Source organism: Dyella psychrodurans, assembly GCF_003363265.1.
Classification (GTDB): Bacteria; Pseudomonadota; Gammaproteobacteria; order Xanthomonadales; family Rhodanobacteraceae; genus Dyella_B; species Dyella_B psychrodurans.
The window spans coordinates 121,370-138,374 of the sequence record NZ_QRBF01000005.1 but is presented as its reverse complement, the minus strand read 5'-3'; the positions used below and the strand labels follow the sequence as shown (position 1 = coordinate 138,374).

Below are 17,005 nucleotides of genomic sequence, written 5' to 3'. Positions count from 1 at the left end.
CTCATGGGCAACTCGAAAAAATCCGCTTTAGGCTCGAATGACCCGGGCTTGTATCTCGGCGGGCCATTGATCCATCGTCCGTCCCAGGCTGGCGGCTTCTGCCTCGATCCGCTTCACGTTGTGACAGACGATCTCGTCGTGGGGAAAGCGTTGGCAGCAATCGAGAGCGCTTGAATTGCGGAGCGACACCTACAACGGACAAGCTGGTGTAGCCGTCCGCCGAAAAGCCTGTGGCGCTGATGCGTGCGGGATCAATCAGGCTTTTCCACCACGGACTGTGGAGCAGCATACTGACGTCGCTTTCGTGCGCCGCACGGCTCCCGCCCCCCAGCAGAAGTGGTTGGACCTTTCGCTGATCCCAGGCAATGTGGGGATGGATAGCCAGGGCGATATTCCATGCGCCTCAATACGTTACGGTTTCGGCTTGGACAGCCCGCATCGTCCGCTTATGCAGATTTCGCGGTGGCCGCAAACCCCCGCGACTATTACAATTTCGCGTCTGAACCCCGCTCGCCACCCCAAGAGGCTCGAATGTTCCCGAAGACTGACACCATCGCCGGCTATGACGATGAACTGGCCAAGGCCATTGCCGACGAAGCCCGACGCCAGGAAACCCACGTTGAGCTGATCGCCTCGGAGAACTACGCCAGTCCGCGCGTGCTGGAAGCCCAGGGTTCGGTGCTCACCAACAAATACGCCGAAGGCTATCCCGGCAAGCGCTACTACGGCGGTTGCGAGTATGTGGACGTGGCCGAGCGCCTCGCCATCGAGCGCCTCAAGCAGTTGTTCGGCGCCACCTACGCCAACGTGCAGCCGCACTCCGGTTCGCAGGCCAACCAGGCGGTGTACTTCGCGCTGCTCAATCCGGGCGACACCATCCTCGGCATGAGCCTGGCGCACGGCGGCCACCTCACGCACGGCGCCAAGGTGAACATCTCCGGCAAGTTGATGCATGCCGTGCAGTACGGCGTGAACGAACAAGGCCTGGTCGATTACGACGAAGTCGAGCGCCTCGCCCTCGAGCACAAGCCGAAGATGATCGTTGCCGGTTTCAGCGCCTATTCCCAGGTGATGGACTGGGCGCGTTTCCGCGCCATCGCCGACAAGGTCGGTGCCTATCTCTTCGTGGACATGGCGCACGTCGCCGGCCTGATTGCCGCGGGTGTTTATCCCAGCCCGTTGCCGCATGCGCACGTGGTCACCTCCACCACGCACAAGACGCTGCGCGGACCACGCGGCGGTTTCGTGATCGCCAAGGACGCTGGCGAAGAGATCGAGAAAAAATTGCAGTCCATCGTGTTCCCCGGCATCCAGGGCGGCCCGCTGATGCACGTGATCGCGGCCAAGGCCGTCGCGTTCAAGGAAGCGCTGGAGCCCTCGTTCAAGGATTACCAGGCGCAGGTGGTGAAGAACGCCAAGGCGATGGCCAAGACGCTGATCGAGCGCGGCTACAAGGTCGTTTCCGGCGGTACCGAAAACCACCTGATGCTGATCGACCTGATCGGCCGCGACGTCACCGGCAAGGATGCGGAAGCCGCGCTCGGCAAGGCGCACATCACGGTCAACAAGAACGCCGTGCCGAACGACCCGCGCTCGCCGTTCGTGACCTCCGGCCTGCGCGTCGGCACGCCCGCCGTGACCACGCGCGGCTACAAGGAAGCCGACGTGATCGAACTCACTCAATGGATCTGCGACGTGCTCGATGCGCCGGCCGACGAATCGGTGATCAAGGCCGTACGCGAGAAGGTCGCCGCGCAGTGCAAGAAGTTCCCGGTGTATGCCTGAGGCGAGAGCCATGCAGGCGCTGCGCGTGGGTTTGATCGGCGATCGCGATGACGGCGTCGTCGCGCATCGGGCGATCCCGCTGGCGCTTGCGATGGCCGCAGAGGCGACTGCGACACCCATCGAGGTGTCCTGGATCGGCACGGACACCGTCGGCAACGGCGAGGTCCTGAACCATTTCGACGCGTTGTGGTGCGTGCCGGCCAGTCCGTACCGGAGCATGGACGGCGCGCTCACCGCCATTCGCCATGCCAGGGAAGGGGGCATCCCTTTCCTTGGCACCTGCGGCGGCTTTCAGCACGCCGTGGTGGAATACGCCCGCAACGTGCTCGGCTGGGCCGATGCGGACCATGCCGAGACCGCGCCGGATGCCGCCCGTCCGGTGATCGTGCCGCTCCTGTGCGGGCTGGTCGAGGTGCAGGACCGGGTGCATCTGGTGCCCGGCTCGCGCATCGCGGCCATCTACGGCAAGGACGCGATCCAGGAGGGCTACCACTGCCGCTACGGCCTTGGCAGCGGTTTCAGCGGGGCGATTGCCGGTCGGAACTTGCGCATTACCGCCGTAGACGATCAGGATGATGCCCGTGCGCTGGAGCTGGACGGTCATCCGTTTTTCATCGCCACCCTGTTCCAGCACGAACGCGCCGCGTTGAACGGCGTTTGTCCGCCGCTTGTGGAAGCGTTCCTGCAAGCGGCCAGCGAGATGCGCATAGGGAAAGCCGCCTGACCCATGCATTGTCCTTTCTGCCAGCATGAAGACACCCGTGTGATCGATTCACGCCTTGCCGAAGACGGTGCCACGGTGCGCCGCCGTCGCGAGTGTCCGAAATGCGGCGAACGCTTCAATACGTTCGAAACGGCCGAGCTGAAGTTGCCCGCGATCGTGAAAAGCGGAGAGCGGCGCGAAAGCTTCGACGAGCGCAAGCTGCGCACCAGTTTCGAGCGCGCGCTGCAGAAGCGTCCGGTGGCAAGCCATGACGTGGATGCGTCCGTGCGCGCGGTGATCGACGACCTGCGCAAGAGCGGCGAGCGCGAAGTGCCGTCGCGTCATGTCGGCGAACTGGTGATGCGTGAGCTGAAGAAGCTCGATCAGGTCGCCTACGTGCGCTTTGCTTCGGTCTATCGCAAGTTCGAGGACGTGCATGCGTTCCGCGAAGAGATCGAAAAGCTGGAGCGCGATCTTCCCGGGCTGGAGAATCTGCAGCTTTCGCTGCTGGGTGATGCCGCTGCGGCTGCGGCGGTGAAGCGTCACCGCAAGAATTGAGTGCAGCGCGAAGCGACTGCGTCACGTCCACCCATTTGCTTCAACACCCTCACCGTCATTCCGGCGCAGGCCGGAATCCAGTCTTAATAAACCGTGCGAAGCACTCGAAATAGATTTCGTGTCCTTCGGACGCCTATTGATACTGGATTCCGGCCTGCGCCGGAATGACGGTGAGGCGGGATCAGCGCTCTCGTCGGTCAGCCAAGACTTTCCAACCAGGGTTCGTCCGTTCCTTCTTCCACCCCTTCAAGCAAGAACGTGGACAGATACCGCTCACCGGTATCCGGCAACATCGCCAGAATCACGCTGCCTTTCTCGGCCGTTTCCGCAAACTTGAGCGCGGCAGCCACCGTGGCGCCAGCGGAAATGCCGACGAAGATGCCTTCTTCCTTCGCGAGGCGGCGCGAGGTGTCGCGGGCAAGCACATCGTCAACCGGCAGGTCCAGATCGAACACCTTGCGATTGAGCACCTCGGGCACAAAATCCGGCGTCCAGCCCTGGATCTTGTGCGGTTGCCACGGTTGATCCTTGAGCAGGGAAGCGCCGGCAGGCTCGGAAACCACGATCTTCACCTCAGGACGTGCGAGCTTGAGCATCTCGCCGACGCCGGTCAGCGTGCCGCCAGTGCCCCAGCCGGTGACGAAGGCATCCAGCCGACGGCCAGCGAAGTCGCGCAGGATTTCCGCTGCCGTGGTGTTGCGGTGATAGGCGGGATTCGCCGGATTCTGGAATTGCCTAGGCAGAAACCAGCCGTATTTCTCCGCCAATGCTTCGGCGCGCTTGACCATGCCGCTGCCGCGCTCGGCGGCTGGCGTCAGGATCACCTTCGCGCCGTACGCACGCATCAGCTTGCGTCGCTCGACGGAGAACGTTTCGGTCATCGTCGCGACGAAGCGATAACCGCGCGCGGCGCAGACCATCGCCAGCGCCACGCCTGTATTGCCCGATGTGGCTTCGACCACGGTATCGCCGGGTTTGAGCAGGCCTTTCTTCTCGGCGTCGAGGATCACCGCAATAGCGAGACGATCCTTCACCGAGCCGCCCGGATTGAACGCTTCGACTTTCGTATAAAGCGTGACATGGGCTGGCGCGACGCGATGAAGGCGAACGATGGGCGTGTTGCCGATGGTGTCTAGAATGCTTTCGTGGATCATGGTTTATATCCTGGTCGGAAGCGGCAAGAACCCGGCAAGCGTACTCCTGCCATACGTGACGCGACAAACGGTGCGTGATCGCGCAAACTCACAGCTTATGAGTAGACGTCCAGACACGTTCGGTACCATTGATCATATGCATATGGCGCAAGCTCTGCGCCTGGCCGAGCGCGGTCTCTACACCACGCAGCCGAATCCGCGCGTGGGCTGCGTGATAGCCAACGGTGAGCGGGTTCTCGGCCAGGGCTGGCACCAGCGGGCCGGCGAACCGCACGCCGAAGTGTTTGCCTTGCGCGAGGCGGGTGAGCAGGCGAGAGGCGCGACGGCCTATGTCACCCTGGAACCATGCGCGCATTGGGGTCGCACGCCGCCATGCGCGGATGCGTTGGTCGCGGCAGGCGTAGCACGCGTCGTCATTGCAGCCGAAGACCCGTTTCCGCAGGTCGATGGCCATGGCGTGGCGAAGCTGCGCGCGGCAGGCATCGAGGTCGAGACCGGGTTGATGCGCGATGCAGCCCGCGAACTCAATATCGGTTTCTTCAGTCGCATCGAGCGCAAGCGTCCGTGGGTGCGCGTCAAACTTGCCATGAGCTTGGACGGCCGCACCGCGTTGGCCAACGGCGCGTCGGTATGGATCACCGGTGACGCGGCGCGCGCGGATGTGCAGCGTTGGCGGGCACGCAGCTCGGCCATTCTCAGTGCGAGTGGTACCGTGCTCGCAGACAATCCGCGTTTGACGGTTCGGGCATTGTCATCGGAAGGAAACGAGCCTGTCGCGTTTACGCCGCCGATGCGCGTAGTTCTCGATCGTCACTTGCGAACGCCGGCAGGCAGTCACGTACTGGACGGACACGTGCAAACCCTGCTTCTGCATGAAGCCAACGCGTCGGCCACCGATGAACGTTTTGCGCGTGTCGAGCGGGTTGTCGTTGACGAAAAGAATGGCGGGCTCTATCTACACGCAGTCATGAGGTTGCTGGCCGAGCGAGGTTGCAACGAAGTGCATGTCGAAGCCGGCCCGATGCTCTGCGGCGCACTGTTCACGGAAGGCTTGGTCGATGAACTGCTGATCTACGTGGCACCGGTGCTGCTGGGCGACAGCGCCCGCCCGTTGCTGGGTTTGCCTACGCTCACGGACATGGCCGACCGCTGGCAGCTCCAGGTTCTGGACCAGCGCCAGGTCGGCCAGGACTGGCGAATCCGCCTGCGTCCGCAGGCGTGAACGCTGAATTCCGCCCGGGTGGCCGAAGAACCGGCTCCCAGGTGTTAAACTAAACAGGCCGGTTTTCGGCACTCAAGAACAAACGTCTTCAGGGCGGGGTGGAATTCCCCACCGGCGGTAGGGGTCGCAAGACCCAAGCCCGCGAGCGCTTCCGGCCCCGCCGGAAGGTCAGCAGATCCGGTCAGAAGCCGGAGCCGACGGTTTACGCAGCAGCGGTTCGCCGCTGGGCGCACAGTCCGGATGAAAGAAGACGGCTGCATGCATCGCGCAAGCGGTGCATGTGCCTCATGCCTTGGGGCGTTCCCACACCGCTTTGCGTGGAGAACGTTTCATGATCAATCGTTGCTTCAAGTTCGCGGCCATCTTCGTCCAGGAGGTGCGCTGATGTTCACCGGAATCATTCAAAGCGTGGGCCGCATCGTGCGGCAGGAGCCGCGCGGCGGCGATGTGCGGCTGCATGTCGATACCGCCGATCTCGATCTCGCCGACGTGCAGCTGGGCGACAGCATTGCCGTATCCGGCGTATGTCTTACCGTCGTCTCGCTGGACGCACACGGATTCGGTGCGGACGTTTCCAACGAAACGCTTTCGCTTACAACGCTGGGCAAGCACAAGGCCGGCGATCCGGTGAATCTGGAAAAAGCGTTGCGCCTGGCCGATCGCCTGGGCGGGCATCTCGTATCCGGCCACGTCGACGGCGTGGGCAAGGTGGTCTCCGTGACGCCGGATGGCCGCTCGCTGCGCTGGACTTTCGAAGTGCCGGCGGCACTCGCGCGCTACATCGCATCCAAGGGTTCGATCTGCATCGATGGAACCAGCCTGACGGTCAACGAAGTCGCGGGCAACCGCTTCGGCGTGAACCTGATTCCGCATACGGTGGAGCACACCGCGTTCCATGCGCGCCGTGCGGGTGATGCCGTGAACATCGAAGTGGATGTGGTGGCGCGGTATGTCGAACGGTTGATGGGCAGCGGCGAATCGTCGCGCATCGATGAGAACTTTTTGAAGCAGCACGGTTTTGCGTGATTTTCGTCGCGACTCTTCCTTTGCGTGCAAGGGAAGAGAGGCGCCTTCGCGAGTGTGCGTAACCCCTCCCCAACCCTCTCCTGCAAGCAGGGAGGGAGCAGAGCTAAGGAACAAGACATGGCATTCAACACGATTCCCGAAATTCTCGAAGACATCCGTGCCGGCCGCATGGTTGTCATCCTCGACGACGAAGACCGCGAGAACGAAGGCGATCTGATCATGGCCGCGCAAATGGTGCGGCCGGAAGACATCAACTTCATGGTGCGCGAGGCGCGCGGCCTGGTGTGCCTCACGCTGACCGAACAGCGCACGCGCCAGCTTGGCCTGCGTCCGATGGTGAGCGACAACACCTCGCCTTATCACACCAACTTCACCGTTTCGATCGAAGCGGCGGAAGGCGTCACCACCGGCATCTCCGCGCACGATCGCGCGCGCACCATCCAGGTGGCGGTGAAGGCGGATGCGAAGCCGCAGGATCTCTCGCAGCCGGGTCACATTTTTCCGTTGACGGCACAGCCGGGCGGTGTGCTGACGCGCGCCGGACATACGGAAGCGGGCTGCGATCTCGCCGCGCTTGCGGGCCTTGAACCGTCGGCTGTGCTGATCGAAGTGCTGCACGAAGACGGCTCGATGGCGCGTCGTCCCGAGCTCGAAGTGTTCGCCAAGAAGCACGGCCTGAAGATCGGTTCGATTGCCGATCTGATTCGCTATCGGCTGGAAACCGAGAAGACCGTCCAGCGCGTTTATGAAGAAGACGTGCAGACGGAGTTTGGTGCATTCCGACTGGTGGCCTATCGCGATGCGATTCGGCACGGCCTGCACTTTGCGTTGGTGCGTGGTGCCGTGGACGATGGGGCGCCTGTGCTGTCGCGCGTGCATGTGCGCAACACGCTTTCGGATGTGTTGCATCTTCAGCGCGATGATCTGGGGCTCACTGTCACGTCGGCGTTGCGGCGCATTGCCGATGAAAACCGCGGCGTGTTGCTGGTGCTTTCCGGCGAAGACACGCCAGAAGCGCTGTTGCGCCGACTCAATCGTCAGCCCGCCAATCAGGCCCCCGAGGAAATGCAGCAGCAGGAGTGGCGCCAGCATGGACTCGGGGCCCAGATTCTTACCGATCTCGGCGTGCATCGACTGCGTGTGCTGGGTACGCCCCGCAAGCTGGTCGGGTTGGCCGGGTTCGGGCTTGAGGTGGTTGAGCACGCGGGCTAGCACACTCCAGAACACTCCTCACCGTCATTCCGGCGCAGGCCGGAATCCAGTGGCGACTTCGTTGCCTCGTGCGACGTGTTCAAAACAGGCCAAGATGCACAAAACGATGAGGTTTGGACTTGTCGCAAACCCCGCGACTGAGGTCACTGGATTCCGGCCTGCGCCGGAATGACGGTAAGGAGTGGCTGGGTACGTCGGAGGAATGGACATGTCAGGATTTTGCCTCCCCATTGCCGCCCCGCACACCGTCTTCATGGCATGCTCTATGGCATGGTTCTGTTCCGCTGAAACGAGGTCGAGATGAAAGCCACGGATCTGCTCTTCACGCGCAAGCAAACGATCACGCTATGCCTGGTGGCCCTGTCGCTTGCGTGCATGTCGGGCGCCATCGCGCAACAGTCCAATGCAACGGCATCATCACTCGCGCCGGACCAGCGCGCCGACAAGCTCATGCAACGCATGTCGCTCGACGACATGTATCACATGGTGCAGAGCTACAACACCATGATGTCGGCCCAGCAACCGCCGGGCGGCATCGGCACCGCGGGTTACGTGCCGGCACTGCCCAAGCTTGGCATTCCAGCGATGCAGCAAAACGACGCGGGCATCGGCGTGCACAACTATCCGCTGGATGCGGGCCCCGGCAAGCAGCCCCGCCACGTGCGCGGCGACGCCGGCAATGCCACGCCGCTGCCCTCGACCATGGGCATCGCCGCCACCTGGAATCCGCAGATCGCCTACGACGGTGGACGCATGATTGCGGGCGAAGCGCATGCGCAAGGCATCAACGTGTTGCTGGCCGGTGGCATCAACCTCACGCGCGAGCCGCGCGATGGACGTACCTTCGAATACCTCGGCGAAGATCCGCTGCTCGCCGCGCGCATCGACGGTGGAGAAATTCGAGGCATCCAGTCGCAGCATGTCGTCTCCACCATCAAGCACTACGCGTTGAACGACCAGGAAACCAACCGCCTCACGGTCAGTTCCAACATCGACGAGCGTGCGATGCGCGAATCGGATCTGCTGGCCTTCGAACTGGCCATCGAAGATGGCCACCCCGGTTCGGTGATGTGCGGCTACAACAAGGTCAACGGTACGTGGGATTGCTCCAACAAGCATCTGCTGAACGACATCCTCAAGGGCGATTGGAAATACCCGGGCTGGGTGATGACCGACTGGGGTGCCGATCACGGTGTGATGGATGCGATGGCCGGCACGGATCAGGTATCGGGTGTCGATCAGAACCATGTCAGCCTCGGCAATTCGTACAGCAGTTTCGGTGCGCTGCTGCAGGCCGTCGCCAAGGGCGACGTTTCGCGCAGCCGCCTGGATGACATGGTGCACCGTATCCTGCGCTCGATGTACGCGGTGGGGCTGTTCGATCATCCGCCGGTGATCAAGCCGCTCGATGCCGAGGCCGATGCGCTGGTCGCTCAGCGTGCGGAAGAGCAGGCGATCGTGTTGCTGAAGAACGACCGCGACCAGTTGCCGTTGCACGAGGACATCAAGACCGTGGCGATCATCGGCGCCCACGCGGACGTCGGCGTGCTGTCCGGCGGCGGCTCGGCGGAAGTGTGGCCCATCGGCGGCCCGGCCATTCCCGCGGTGAAGGGGCCCGACTGGCAGTGGAAAGTCTACGATCCTTCTTCGCCGATGAAGGCGCTGCAGAAGCTGTTGCCGAACGCGAAGATCACTTACGACGATGGCAGCGATCCGGCCAAAGCCGCGGCGCTGGCGAAATCATCCGACGTTGTTCTGGTGTTCGCCACGCAGTGGACGTGCGAAGGCGTCGATCAACCGAACCTTTCGCTGCCGGACAAGCAGGACGACCTGATCGATGCGGTGGCAGCGGCCAATCCACATAGCGTCGTCGTGCTGGAAAACGGCGGCCCGGTGAAGATGCCGTGGCTGTCGAAAGTCGGCGCGGTGGTCGAAGCCTGGTATCCGGGCGCGCGTGGCGGCGATGCTATTGCCGAAGTACTTGCCGGCAAGGTGAACCCTTCCGGCCGCTTGCCTGTCACCTTCCCGCAGGGCGAACAACAACTGCCGCGTTCACAGATCACCAACGCACAGGAAGTCGACTACAACATCGACGGCGCCGCTGTCGGTTACAAGTGGTACGACGAAAAGAAACTCGAGCCGCTGTTCCCGTTCGGCTTCGGTCTCTCGTATAGCCGCTTCGATTACAGCGATCTGCGCGTAAGCACGCAGGGCGATCATGTCGCGGTGAGCTTCAAGGTCACCAATCTCGGCGATCGCGCGGGTATGGATACGCCGCAGGTCTATGTCGGCATGCCGGCGGACAGCGGCGAAGCGCCGCGCCGTCTCGTCGGATTCCAGAAAGTGTCGCTGCAACCGAAGCAAAGCCGCACGGTGAGCGTGGCGATCGATCCGCGTCTGCTGGCGGTCTTCGATGTGCCGGCGGACAAATGGAAGGTCGCATCAGGCAGCTATCCCATCGAAGTGGGGCACTCCTCGCGCGATCTCGTGTTGAACGCCGCGGCCCATGTCGCGGCGGCAGAGATCGCCCCGTAAACACATCCACGACGATCAAGGAACAACGACATCCATGCCGGACCATCACACCAGCCGTGTTCGACTGATCGCCCCGTCCGGCTATCCGCACGATCGCGATGCGATGACGCGCGGCGTTGCACGCCTGCGCGATGCGGGATGCATCGTGGATGGCGTGGATGTACTCGACCGCACCGAGCTGCGTTACGCCGGCAGCGACGCGCAGCGCGTGGCGGACATCAACAACCTCGCCGCCCTGGATGAACTGCCCGATATCGCCTTGTCCATCCGTGGCGGCTATGGCGCAACGCGTTTGCTGGAACATGTCGATTACCACGCGCTGCGCGAACGTCTCGCCGGGGCACCGATGGTGATGGTGGGGCACAGCGACTTCACCGCATTGCAGATGGCGCTGTATGCGAAGGCCGGAGTGGTGACTTTCGGAGGCCCCATGCTCGGCCCCGACTTCGGTCCGGTCGAGTTGAGCCCGCTTACGTGGCGTCACTTCTGGCGCACCATCAGCGCACCGCAAGGCACGGCGAGTTGGGAATGCGGCGAGACGGCCGAATGCGATGTCGAAGGACCGCTGTGGGGCGGCAACCTGGCCATGCTGTGCAGCCTCCTGCAAACACCTTACTTCCCGCGCATCGAGGGCGGCATTCTGTTCGTGGAGGACGTAGGCGAGCCGCCGTTCCGCATCGAGCGCCTGCTGTATCAGCTGCACCTGTCGGGCGTATTGGGCCGGCAGCGGGCCTTGATCCTGGCGGATTTCACGCAGTGCCGGCCGAGCCCCTACGACAACGGCTACGACCTGGACGACGGCTTCAGCCAGATCCGGCGCATCGCCGGCATCCCGGTGCTTTCCGGCATGCCTTTCGGGCACGCCGCCGACAAATTCACCCTGCCGTTCGGTGTTCCGGCGAGGCTGCGCGTGGTGGGAACGCGCGCCAGCCTGGACTTCCACGGCTACCCCCACCTTCGCCGGGCCCACGAACCCTCCGTGGCCTGACCGAGCAACCCTGTCCCCAAACCCGTAAAATAGCCGGCTCGCACGGGCCCCAACCCCAGGAATCCAGCACCATGAACACCATCGAAGGCGATTTCGCCACGCCCAAAGGCCGTTTTGCCATCGTCGCGGGCCGTTTCAATGGCTTCGTCGTCGAACCGTTGGTCGCCGGTGCGCGCGATGCGCTGGTGCGCCACGGCGTGAAGGACGATGCGATCGATCTGATCCGCGTTCCCGGCGCCTGGGAAATTCCGCAGGCGGCGCACAAGCTCGCGCATTCGGGCAAGTACGCGGCGGTCGTCGCGCTGGGCGCCGTGATCCGCGGTGCCACGCCGCATTTCGACTATGTCGCCGGCGAGTGCTGCAAGGGCCTTGCGCAGGCCTCGTACGGTTCGGGCGTGCCGGTGGCTTTCGGCGTGCTCACCACCGACACCATCGAGCAGGCCATCGAGCGCTCCGGCACCAAGGCCGGCAACAAGGGCGCCGACGCCGCCATCGCCGCGCTGGAAATGGTCAATCTGTACGGAAAGCTTTGATGAACCAGCGTCCGGAAGGCATCGATCTCGCCGCGCGCTCGCGCGCCCGTCGCCGTGCGCTGCAGGCGCTGTATGCGTGGCAGATGAGCGGCAGCTCGATGACCTCGGTGATCGATCAGTTCCGCCACGAGCAGGATATGGAAGTGGCGGACCTGGAGTACTTCGAAGACCTCCTGCGTGGCGTGGAAAAGCACCTCGATGTGCTGGACGAAGCGCTCAAGCCTTATATCGACCGCGAGGTGTCGCAGATCGACCCGATCGAACGGGCCGCGCTGCGCCTGGCTGCCTATGAACTGCAGTTCCGTCCGGATGTGCCGTATCGCGTGATCATCAATGAGGCGATCGAAGTCACCAAGCGCTTTGGTGCTGATCATGGGCATAGTTACGTCAACGGTGTGTTGGATAAGCTTGCTGCGCAGTTGCGGGTGACTGAGAAGCAGCGGTAGTGAGAGTTGTTTTTCCTGAAGACTGAAGTTATGACTGTCTTTTCAGGCCCCCTCACCGTCATTCCGGCGAAGGCCGGAATCCAGTGTCGATACGTTGTGCGAAGCACTCCAAATTGGTTTTGTGTCCTTTGGACGAGTATTTGCACTGGATTCCGGCCTTCGCCGGAATGACGGTGGAGCAAGGTTGGGCATTGCCGAAAATGTGCAGGCGCATTGGTCAGAAAGAGAAGAGGGAGTAAACCGGTCCCATGGAATTTTCCCTCATCGACCGTATCCGCGAACTCACTGCGCAAGCGCGCGATGATGTGCATCTGGGTATCGGTGACGATGCCGCGTTGCTCGGTGTGCCGGCAGGGCAGGAACTGGTCGTTGCGATCGACACGCTGGTCGACGGCGTGCATTTTCCGCATGGTACCGCTGCCGCGGATATCGGTTGGAAATCGCTGGCGGTAAATCTGTCCGATCTTGCGGCGATGGGTGCCACGCCTGCCTGGGCGTTGCTGGCACTCACCTTGCCGAATGCCGACGTTGCCTTCATCGAAGGACTGGCTGCCGGCTTTGCGCAATTGGCGCAGCCGTATCGGCTTGCACTGGTCGGTGGCGACACGACGCGCGGTGCGCTCACGCTCAGCGTTGCCGTCCACGGTTTCGTGCCGCCAGGTCAAGCGTTGCTCCGTGCAGGTGCACAGATTGGCGATGCAATCTGCGTTACCGGCACGCTCGGTGATGCCGCGGCGGGCCTCAAGCTTGTGCAAGAAGCTGCAGGCGCTGATGCCCGCGCGACGTATCTGATCGAACGCCTCAATCGTCCGACGCCGCGCGTCGCTGCGGGCCTTGCGTTGCGTGGAAACGCCAACGCATGCATCGATATCTCCGACGGCCTGCTTGCCGACATGGGGCATATCTGCGCAGCGAGTCGCGTGGGAGCGGAGATCGACGCGTCGTTGCTGCCACGTTCCTCGGCGTTGCTCGATCTCTTCGGCGAGCAGGCATCACGCGATCTTGCATTGAGCGGCGGCGACGACTACGAGCTGTGCTTCACCGTTCCCGCGAAGCATGTCGCCACGGTACAGGCCGACCTTGCCAGACTAGGCTGCGGTGCCACCAAGATCGGCCGCATCGTCGAAGGCAGCGGCGTCGAAGTGCACGGTGCCGACGGCCAACGGCTGGCATTCGAACATCGCGGCTGGGATCATTTCGGCACATGAGCGATCGCAAGACACTTACCTCCGAGCAACGGCACGCCTTGCTGTCCACGCCAGCGGGCTGGTTGGCCTGCGGTTTCGGCTCGGGTCTCGCTCCTGTCGCACAAGGCACCTTTGGATCACTCGCGGCGATTCTGCCATGGCTGTTGCTGCGCCATTTGTCATTGCCGATCAATGTGCTCGTGATCGTTATCGGCTTCGTGATCGGCGTAATAGCTTGCGACATCGCGGGACGATCCCTGGGCGTGGACGATCACCGCAGCCTTGTCTGGGATGAATTCGTCGGCCAATGGATCGCGTTGCTTCCCGCGCTTCTTGCGCCATGGTGGATCGTGGTCGCAGCTTTCGTTCTGTTCCGTTTTTTCGACGTGTTGAAGCCTTGGCCGATTCGTTGGCTGGACCGTCACGTAAAAGACGGGCTAGGCGTGATGCTGGATGATGTTCTTGCGGGTGCGATTGCCGCGATCGTTTTGTGGTTGCTGATGAGCGCGTTGCAGCGCCACGCGATCATCGTCTAGCGACCCAACTGAATACGTGCTTTTTCCCGTTCACGGCGGGGCGAGATCGTCTCGTTCGCCTTTGTCGATCTGCGGTAATCTGCGGGTTCGAATCCAGTGACCAGAGGGCAGGCAATGGCTGTTGCAGTTGCGGCGAACAAAAAGCGTTACATGTGGGTTCTGATCTGGGCGCTGGTGGGCGGATACGCCGGTACGGTGATCGGCTATCAGTCAGTGAGCCAATCGGGCGCTTCCGCGCCGCCGAACGGTGGATCACCCGATCACTCCAGTTACTTCGCGCAACACTTCAGCACGGATGCACTTAGTCCTGAAGCGAAAGCCGCCGTCGTGCGTGCCAAGCTCGCACCGGTTCCGTTTGGCAAGATCGTCGTGCACACGCGCGATCAGATGACCCCGATCCAGCCTGGCCAGGGTTCGCCATCCACGTACACCTCTGAGGTCACGTTCGAAAACGCAGGCCAGGGCCTTGTGCGTCGCATGGAGCTCATGCAGACGAACAAAGGGGAACGCGCGACACGCCTGGAGCTGACGTATCGCGGCTATTTTCCGTTCCTGACGCAGAGCATTTCCTCCAATGCGTCCGCGCTTCCCCCTGTGATGGAGGCGCGCAAGGTCGTGCGTTTCGATACGCAGACCGATGGCCATATGAATTTCACGTACTTCTATGGCGTGGCCGGAAAAGAAATCTCCACGGATCCCGGACAGGTTGTCTGCGATGCCGGCAAGCGTTACGCCGCGTCGCAAATCAATCCGGCGATCGAAGGGCAGGCGCTGGAACTCGAGTGCCAGATCATCGATGAAAATGGCGGCGTGACCAATAAAGTGACATTCGCCTATCTCGATAAATACCGGATAGCGCTATTGCTGCAGGTCAAGAGCCCCGACAGCACGCTCGATAGCGTCATCGAAGATTTCAAGCCCGAGTAACCTCTGTCGCTTCATGGGCCGTGCGCCAATGCGGCATTCGACTTGTCGCGCATCCTGCTTGGGCCGCCACGGGGAATTATGGTTGCGGGCCATGCACGAATTTGTGACATGTTGCTGTTGTACTGGTAGTAGCCTTTGCGGATAAACCTGCTTGCGCATTCGCCGGAGAAAGGATCGGTGCGCGACGCAGGTATCCGGGACTTGCTTACCATCGGGAGATTTTCATGCAATACCGTCGCCTTGGCCGCACCGGCTTGCAGCTGTCTGCACTTTCCTTCGGCGCGTGGGTCACCTTCGGGCGGCAGGTCGGACGCTCGGAGGCGCGCGAATTGCTGGCATTGGCCTGGGATCGCGGGGTCAATTTCTTCGACAACGCGGAAACCTACAATCACGGCGAAGCCGAACGCCTGATGGGCGATGTGCTGGCGGACCTGCGCTTTCCGCGCGACAGCTATTGCGTCTCGAGCAAGGTGTATTTCGGCGCAGCGGAGAAACCGCGTCCCACGCAGCGTGGTTTGTCGCGCAAGCATGTGATCGAAGCCTGTCATCAGGCGCTGGAACGTCTGCGCGTGGGGCATCTGGATCTTTATTTTTGTCACCGCCCCGATCCTGACACGCCGATCGAGGAAACGGTCGCCGCGATGGATACGCTGATCCGCCAGGGCAAGGTGCTGTACTGGGGAACAAGCGAATGGTCCGCCGCCGCGATCCACGAGGCGCATCGCATCGCGCAGGCCATGCACATGTATGCGCCGGTGGTCGAGCAACCGCAGTACAACCTGCTGCATCGCGAACGTGTGGAGCAGGAGTACGCACCGCTGTACGCAAGCTATGGGATGGGCACCACCATCTGGTCGCCGCTCGCATCCGGTTTGCTGAGCGGCAAATACAACCAGGGCGTGCCGCAAGGCTCGCGCCTGACGCAACCGGGGTACGAATGGTTGCGGGACATGGTGCTGGGCGAAAGCGGCGAGCGCGTGGACAAGGTGAAGGAGTTGCCTGCCATCGCCGCGGAACTGGGCGCGACGCCCGCACAGCTTGCCATCGCGTGGTGCCTGACCAATCCCCATGTTTCCACGGTGTTGCTGGGGGCCAGTCGAAAAGAGCAGCTGGAGCAGAACCTCGCCGCACTGGACGTGCTGCCGCGCTTCGACCTCGCCCTGAAGGAGCGGTTGGAGCGGATGTTTGCCTAGCCGGACCCGGCCTCCACCGGGCGACAAGCGCCCGGATCAGGCGGCTTGACTATTAAATGAGAATTATTATCATTTGATCGTCACCCGACGATGGAGCTGAGTCATGTCCGCCAGCACGCTAACCCTTTCCCGCCCCACGCCTCCGCCCATGCTCCCGACGACGGACACGGTCCCCGTGACTCCCGTGCGGCGCATCTCCAGCCAGCGCCTGCTGGCGGGCGAGCGCGAGCTGGTGATCCAGCATCTGGGCAGCGAGTACCACCTGCGCCTTACGCGCAACGGCAAGTTGATCCTCACCAAGTAATCCGTCGCTTGTTCGACGCGTCGCTCTTCCTTGCACAGGGTAGGGCGTGTTGAATAATCCACACCTGTTGCCAGCGCGCACTTCATGCCAGCCGGGTCTTCACTCAGGAGATCGCCATGTTCGGCTGGCTGGCCGCTCATTCCACACCGCTATGCCGTCATGTGTCGCCGACGATTTTGTCGCGACGCATGCGGCGAATTACACCGCAACGCCTGCTTCGGACGCTTCCGGATCTGGGTGTCGTGCTCTACCTGCATGCCACGTCGTCCGCGGTCATCTCCGAAGCGCATCCGCCAGGATTGCTCGTGGCACAACGCGCGTTCGCGCCGTTGCTGGATACGCATTGGTTGTGCGCCACCAGCGTGGTGACCGACGACGGCCCGCGCGAATGGTGGGAGTGCATCGATCGCCTTGGTCGCCCGCGTGCACGCCTGCATCTGCTGCCGGATACCGACTATCTCGCATGGGATGCGGTGACTGCGCCCCACGAATCGGACATCGGCCCATCGGCCGGACGACCCGGGCAGTGGCTTCGGCCCAACAGCGCCAGGGTGGTGAGTTTCTCTCTGTGTCGCTTTGCCGGCCTCTACGTGTTGGATTACGTGCCCGCGGCCTCTTTGTCGCCGCTCGGAAGCCGCGTGGCGCTGCATATCGCGAATGCCGAATCGGCCGTGCTTCAGAAATAGCCTGTCCGCG

General features: G+C 62.5%; 18 protein-coding genes and 1 riboswitch. Of the genes, 17 read left to right on the top strand and 1 reads right to left on the bottom strand.

Features of this window, described 5'->3' with window-relative positions; translation table 11 throughout:
- The first annotated feature begins 3 nt into the window (after window positions 1–3).
- The 4 genes from DWU99_RS21005 (at window position 4) to nrdR (ending at window position 3,046) form a co-directional block, all read left to right on the top strand.
- Entirely contained in the window at window positions 4–174 is a 171-nt protein-coding gene (locus DWU99_RS21005; RefSeq protein ID WP_158543289.1) for a hypothetical protein, read from the top strand.
- Between the two features lie 357 nt (window positions 175–531).
- Window positions 532–1,785, top strand: coding sequence for a serine hydroxymethyltransferase (gene glyA, locus DWU99_RS13875; RefSeq protein ID WP_115478667.1), 1,254 nt, complete (start codon window positions 532–534; stop codon window positions 1,783–1,785).
- Between the two features lie 10 nt (window positions 1,786–1,795).
- Window positions 1,796–2,509, top strand: coding sequence for a CTP synthase C-terminal region-related (seleno)protein (locus DWU99_RS13870; protein WP_115478666.1), 714 nt, complete (start codon window positions 1,796–1,798; stop codon window positions 2,507–2,509).
- A 3-nt stretch (window positions 2,510–2,512) separates the two neighbouring features.
- Window positions 2,513–3,046 (top strand): transcriptional regulator NrdR, encoded by a 534-nt coding sequence (gene nrdR / locus DWU99_RS13865; protein WP_115478665.1) that lies wholly within the window; start codon window positions 2,513–2,515, stop codon window positions 3,044–3,046.
- Between the two features lie 197 nt (window positions 3,047–3,243).
- Here the strand turns inward: nrdR and cysK are convergent, their stop codons facing one another.
- Window positions 3,244–4,200, bottom strand: a complete 957-nt coding sequence (gene cysK, locus DWU99_RS13860) for a cysteine synthase A (RefSeq protein ID WP_115478664.1) — start codon at window positions 4,198–4,200, stop codon at window positions 3,244–3,246.
- A 142-nt stretch (window positions 4,201–4,342) separates the two neighbouring features.
- Between cysK and ribD the strand changes: the two genes are divergently transcribed.
- The 13 genes from ribD to DWU99_RS13795 all read left to right on the top strand — a co-directional run bounded on the left by ribD (window position 4,343) and on the right by DWU99_RS13795 (window position 16,995).
- Window positions 4,343–5,422: a bifunctional diaminohydroxyphosphoribosylaminopyrimidine deaminase/5-amino-6-(5-phosphoribosylamino)uracil reductase RibD gene (ribD, locus tag DWU99_RS13855; protein WP_115478663.1), complete on the top strand. Its 1,080-nt coding sequence runs from the start codon at window positions 4,343–4,345 to the stop codon at window positions 5,420–5,422.
- Window positions 5,423–5,502: 80 nt separating this feature from the next.
- Window positions 5,503–5,678, top strand: a riboswitch (FMN riboswitch).
- A 128-nt stretch (window positions 5,679–5,806) separates the two neighbouring features.
- A complete protein-coding gene (locus DWU99_RS13850; protein WP_115478662.1) occupies window positions 5,807–6,448 on the top strand; it encodes a riboflavin synthase in 642 nt (213 codons plus the stop codon).
- 117 nt (window positions 6,449–6,565) lie between these two features.
- Complete coding sequence (ribBA, locus tag DWU99_RS13845; RefSeq protein WP_115478661.1) at window positions 6,566–7,660, top strand: bifunctional 3,4-dihydroxy-2-butanone-4-phosphate synthase/GTP cyclohydrolase II; 1,095 nt, start codon at window positions 6,566–6,568, stop codon at window positions 7,658–7,660.
- A gap of 300 nt (window positions 7,661–7,960) precedes the next feature.
- Entirely contained in the window at window positions 7,961–10,195 is a 2,235-nt protein-coding gene (locus DWU99_RS13840) for a beta-glucosidase (RefSeq protein ID WP_115478660.1), read from the top strand.
- 34 nt (window positions 10,196–10,229) lie between these two features.
- Complete coding sequence (ldcA, locus tag DWU99_RS13835; RefSeq protein ID WP_115478659.1) at window positions 10,230–11,183, top strand: muramoyltetrapeptide carboxypeptidase; 954 nt, start codon at window positions 10,230–10,232, stop codon at window positions 11,181–11,183.
- 71 nt (window positions 11,184–11,254) lie between these two features.
- Complete coding sequence (gene ribH / locus DWU99_RS13830; RefSeq protein WP_115478658.1) at window positions 11,255–11,716, top strand: 6,7-dimethyl-8-ribityllumazine synthase; 462 nt, start codon at window positions 11,255–11,257, stop codon at window positions 11,714–11,716.
- Window positions 11,716–12,162 (top strand): transcription antitermination factor NusB, encoded by a 447-nt coding sequence (nusB, locus tag DWU99_RS13825; RefSeq protein WP_115478657.1) that lies wholly within the window; start codon window positions 11,716–11,718, stop codon window positions 12,160–12,162. Before ribH ends, nusB begins: the two co-directional genes overlap by 1 nt.
- Window positions 12,163–12,410: 248 nt before the next feature.
- The gene (gene thiL / locus DWU99_RS13820) at window positions 12,411–13,370 is read left to right on the top strand and encodes a thiamine-phosphate kinase (protein ID WP_115478656.1); all 960 of its coding nucleotides are present in this window, start codon (window positions 12,411–12,413) and stop codon (window positions 13,368–13,370) included.
- Entirely contained in the window at window positions 13,367–13,885 is a 519-nt protein-coding gene (locus DWU99_RS13815) for a phosphatidylglycerophosphatase A family protein (protein WP_115478655.1), read from the top strand. Before thiL ends, DWU99_RS13815 begins: the two co-directional genes overlap by 4 nt.
- A gap of 114 nt (window positions 13,886–13,999) precedes the next feature.
- The gene (locus tag DWU99_RS13810; RefSeq protein WP_115478654.1) at window positions 14,000–14,812 is read left to right on the top strand and encodes a hypothetical protein; all 813 of its coding nucleotides are present in this window, start codon (window positions 14,000–14,002) and stop codon (window positions 14,810–14,812) included.
- A gap of 224 nt (window positions 14,813–15,036) precedes the next feature.
- Window positions 15,037–16,005: a potassium channel beta subunit family protein gene (locus DWU99_RS13805; protein WP_115478653.1), complete on the top strand. Its 969-nt coding sequence runs from the start codon at window positions 15,037–15,039 to the stop codon at window positions 16,003–16,005.
- A 148-nt stretch (window positions 16,006–16,153) separates the two neighbouring features.
- On the top strand, window positions 16,154–16,309 hold the full coding sequence (gene hemP, locus DWU99_RS13800; RefSeq protein ID WP_233511156.1) for a hemin uptake protein HemP: 156 nt from the start codon (window positions 16,154–16,156) through the stop codon (window positions 16,307–16,309).
- 116 nt (window positions 16,310–16,425) lie between these two features.
- Window positions 16,426–16,995 carry a hypothetical protein gene (locus DWU99_RS13795; protein WP_115478651.1) on the top strand — a complete coding sequence of 190 codons (570 nt, stop codon included), beginning with the start codon at window positions 16,426–16,428 and terminating at the stop codon, window positions 16,993–16,995.
- The last annotated feature ends 10 nt before the right edge of the window (window positions 16,996–17,005 follow it).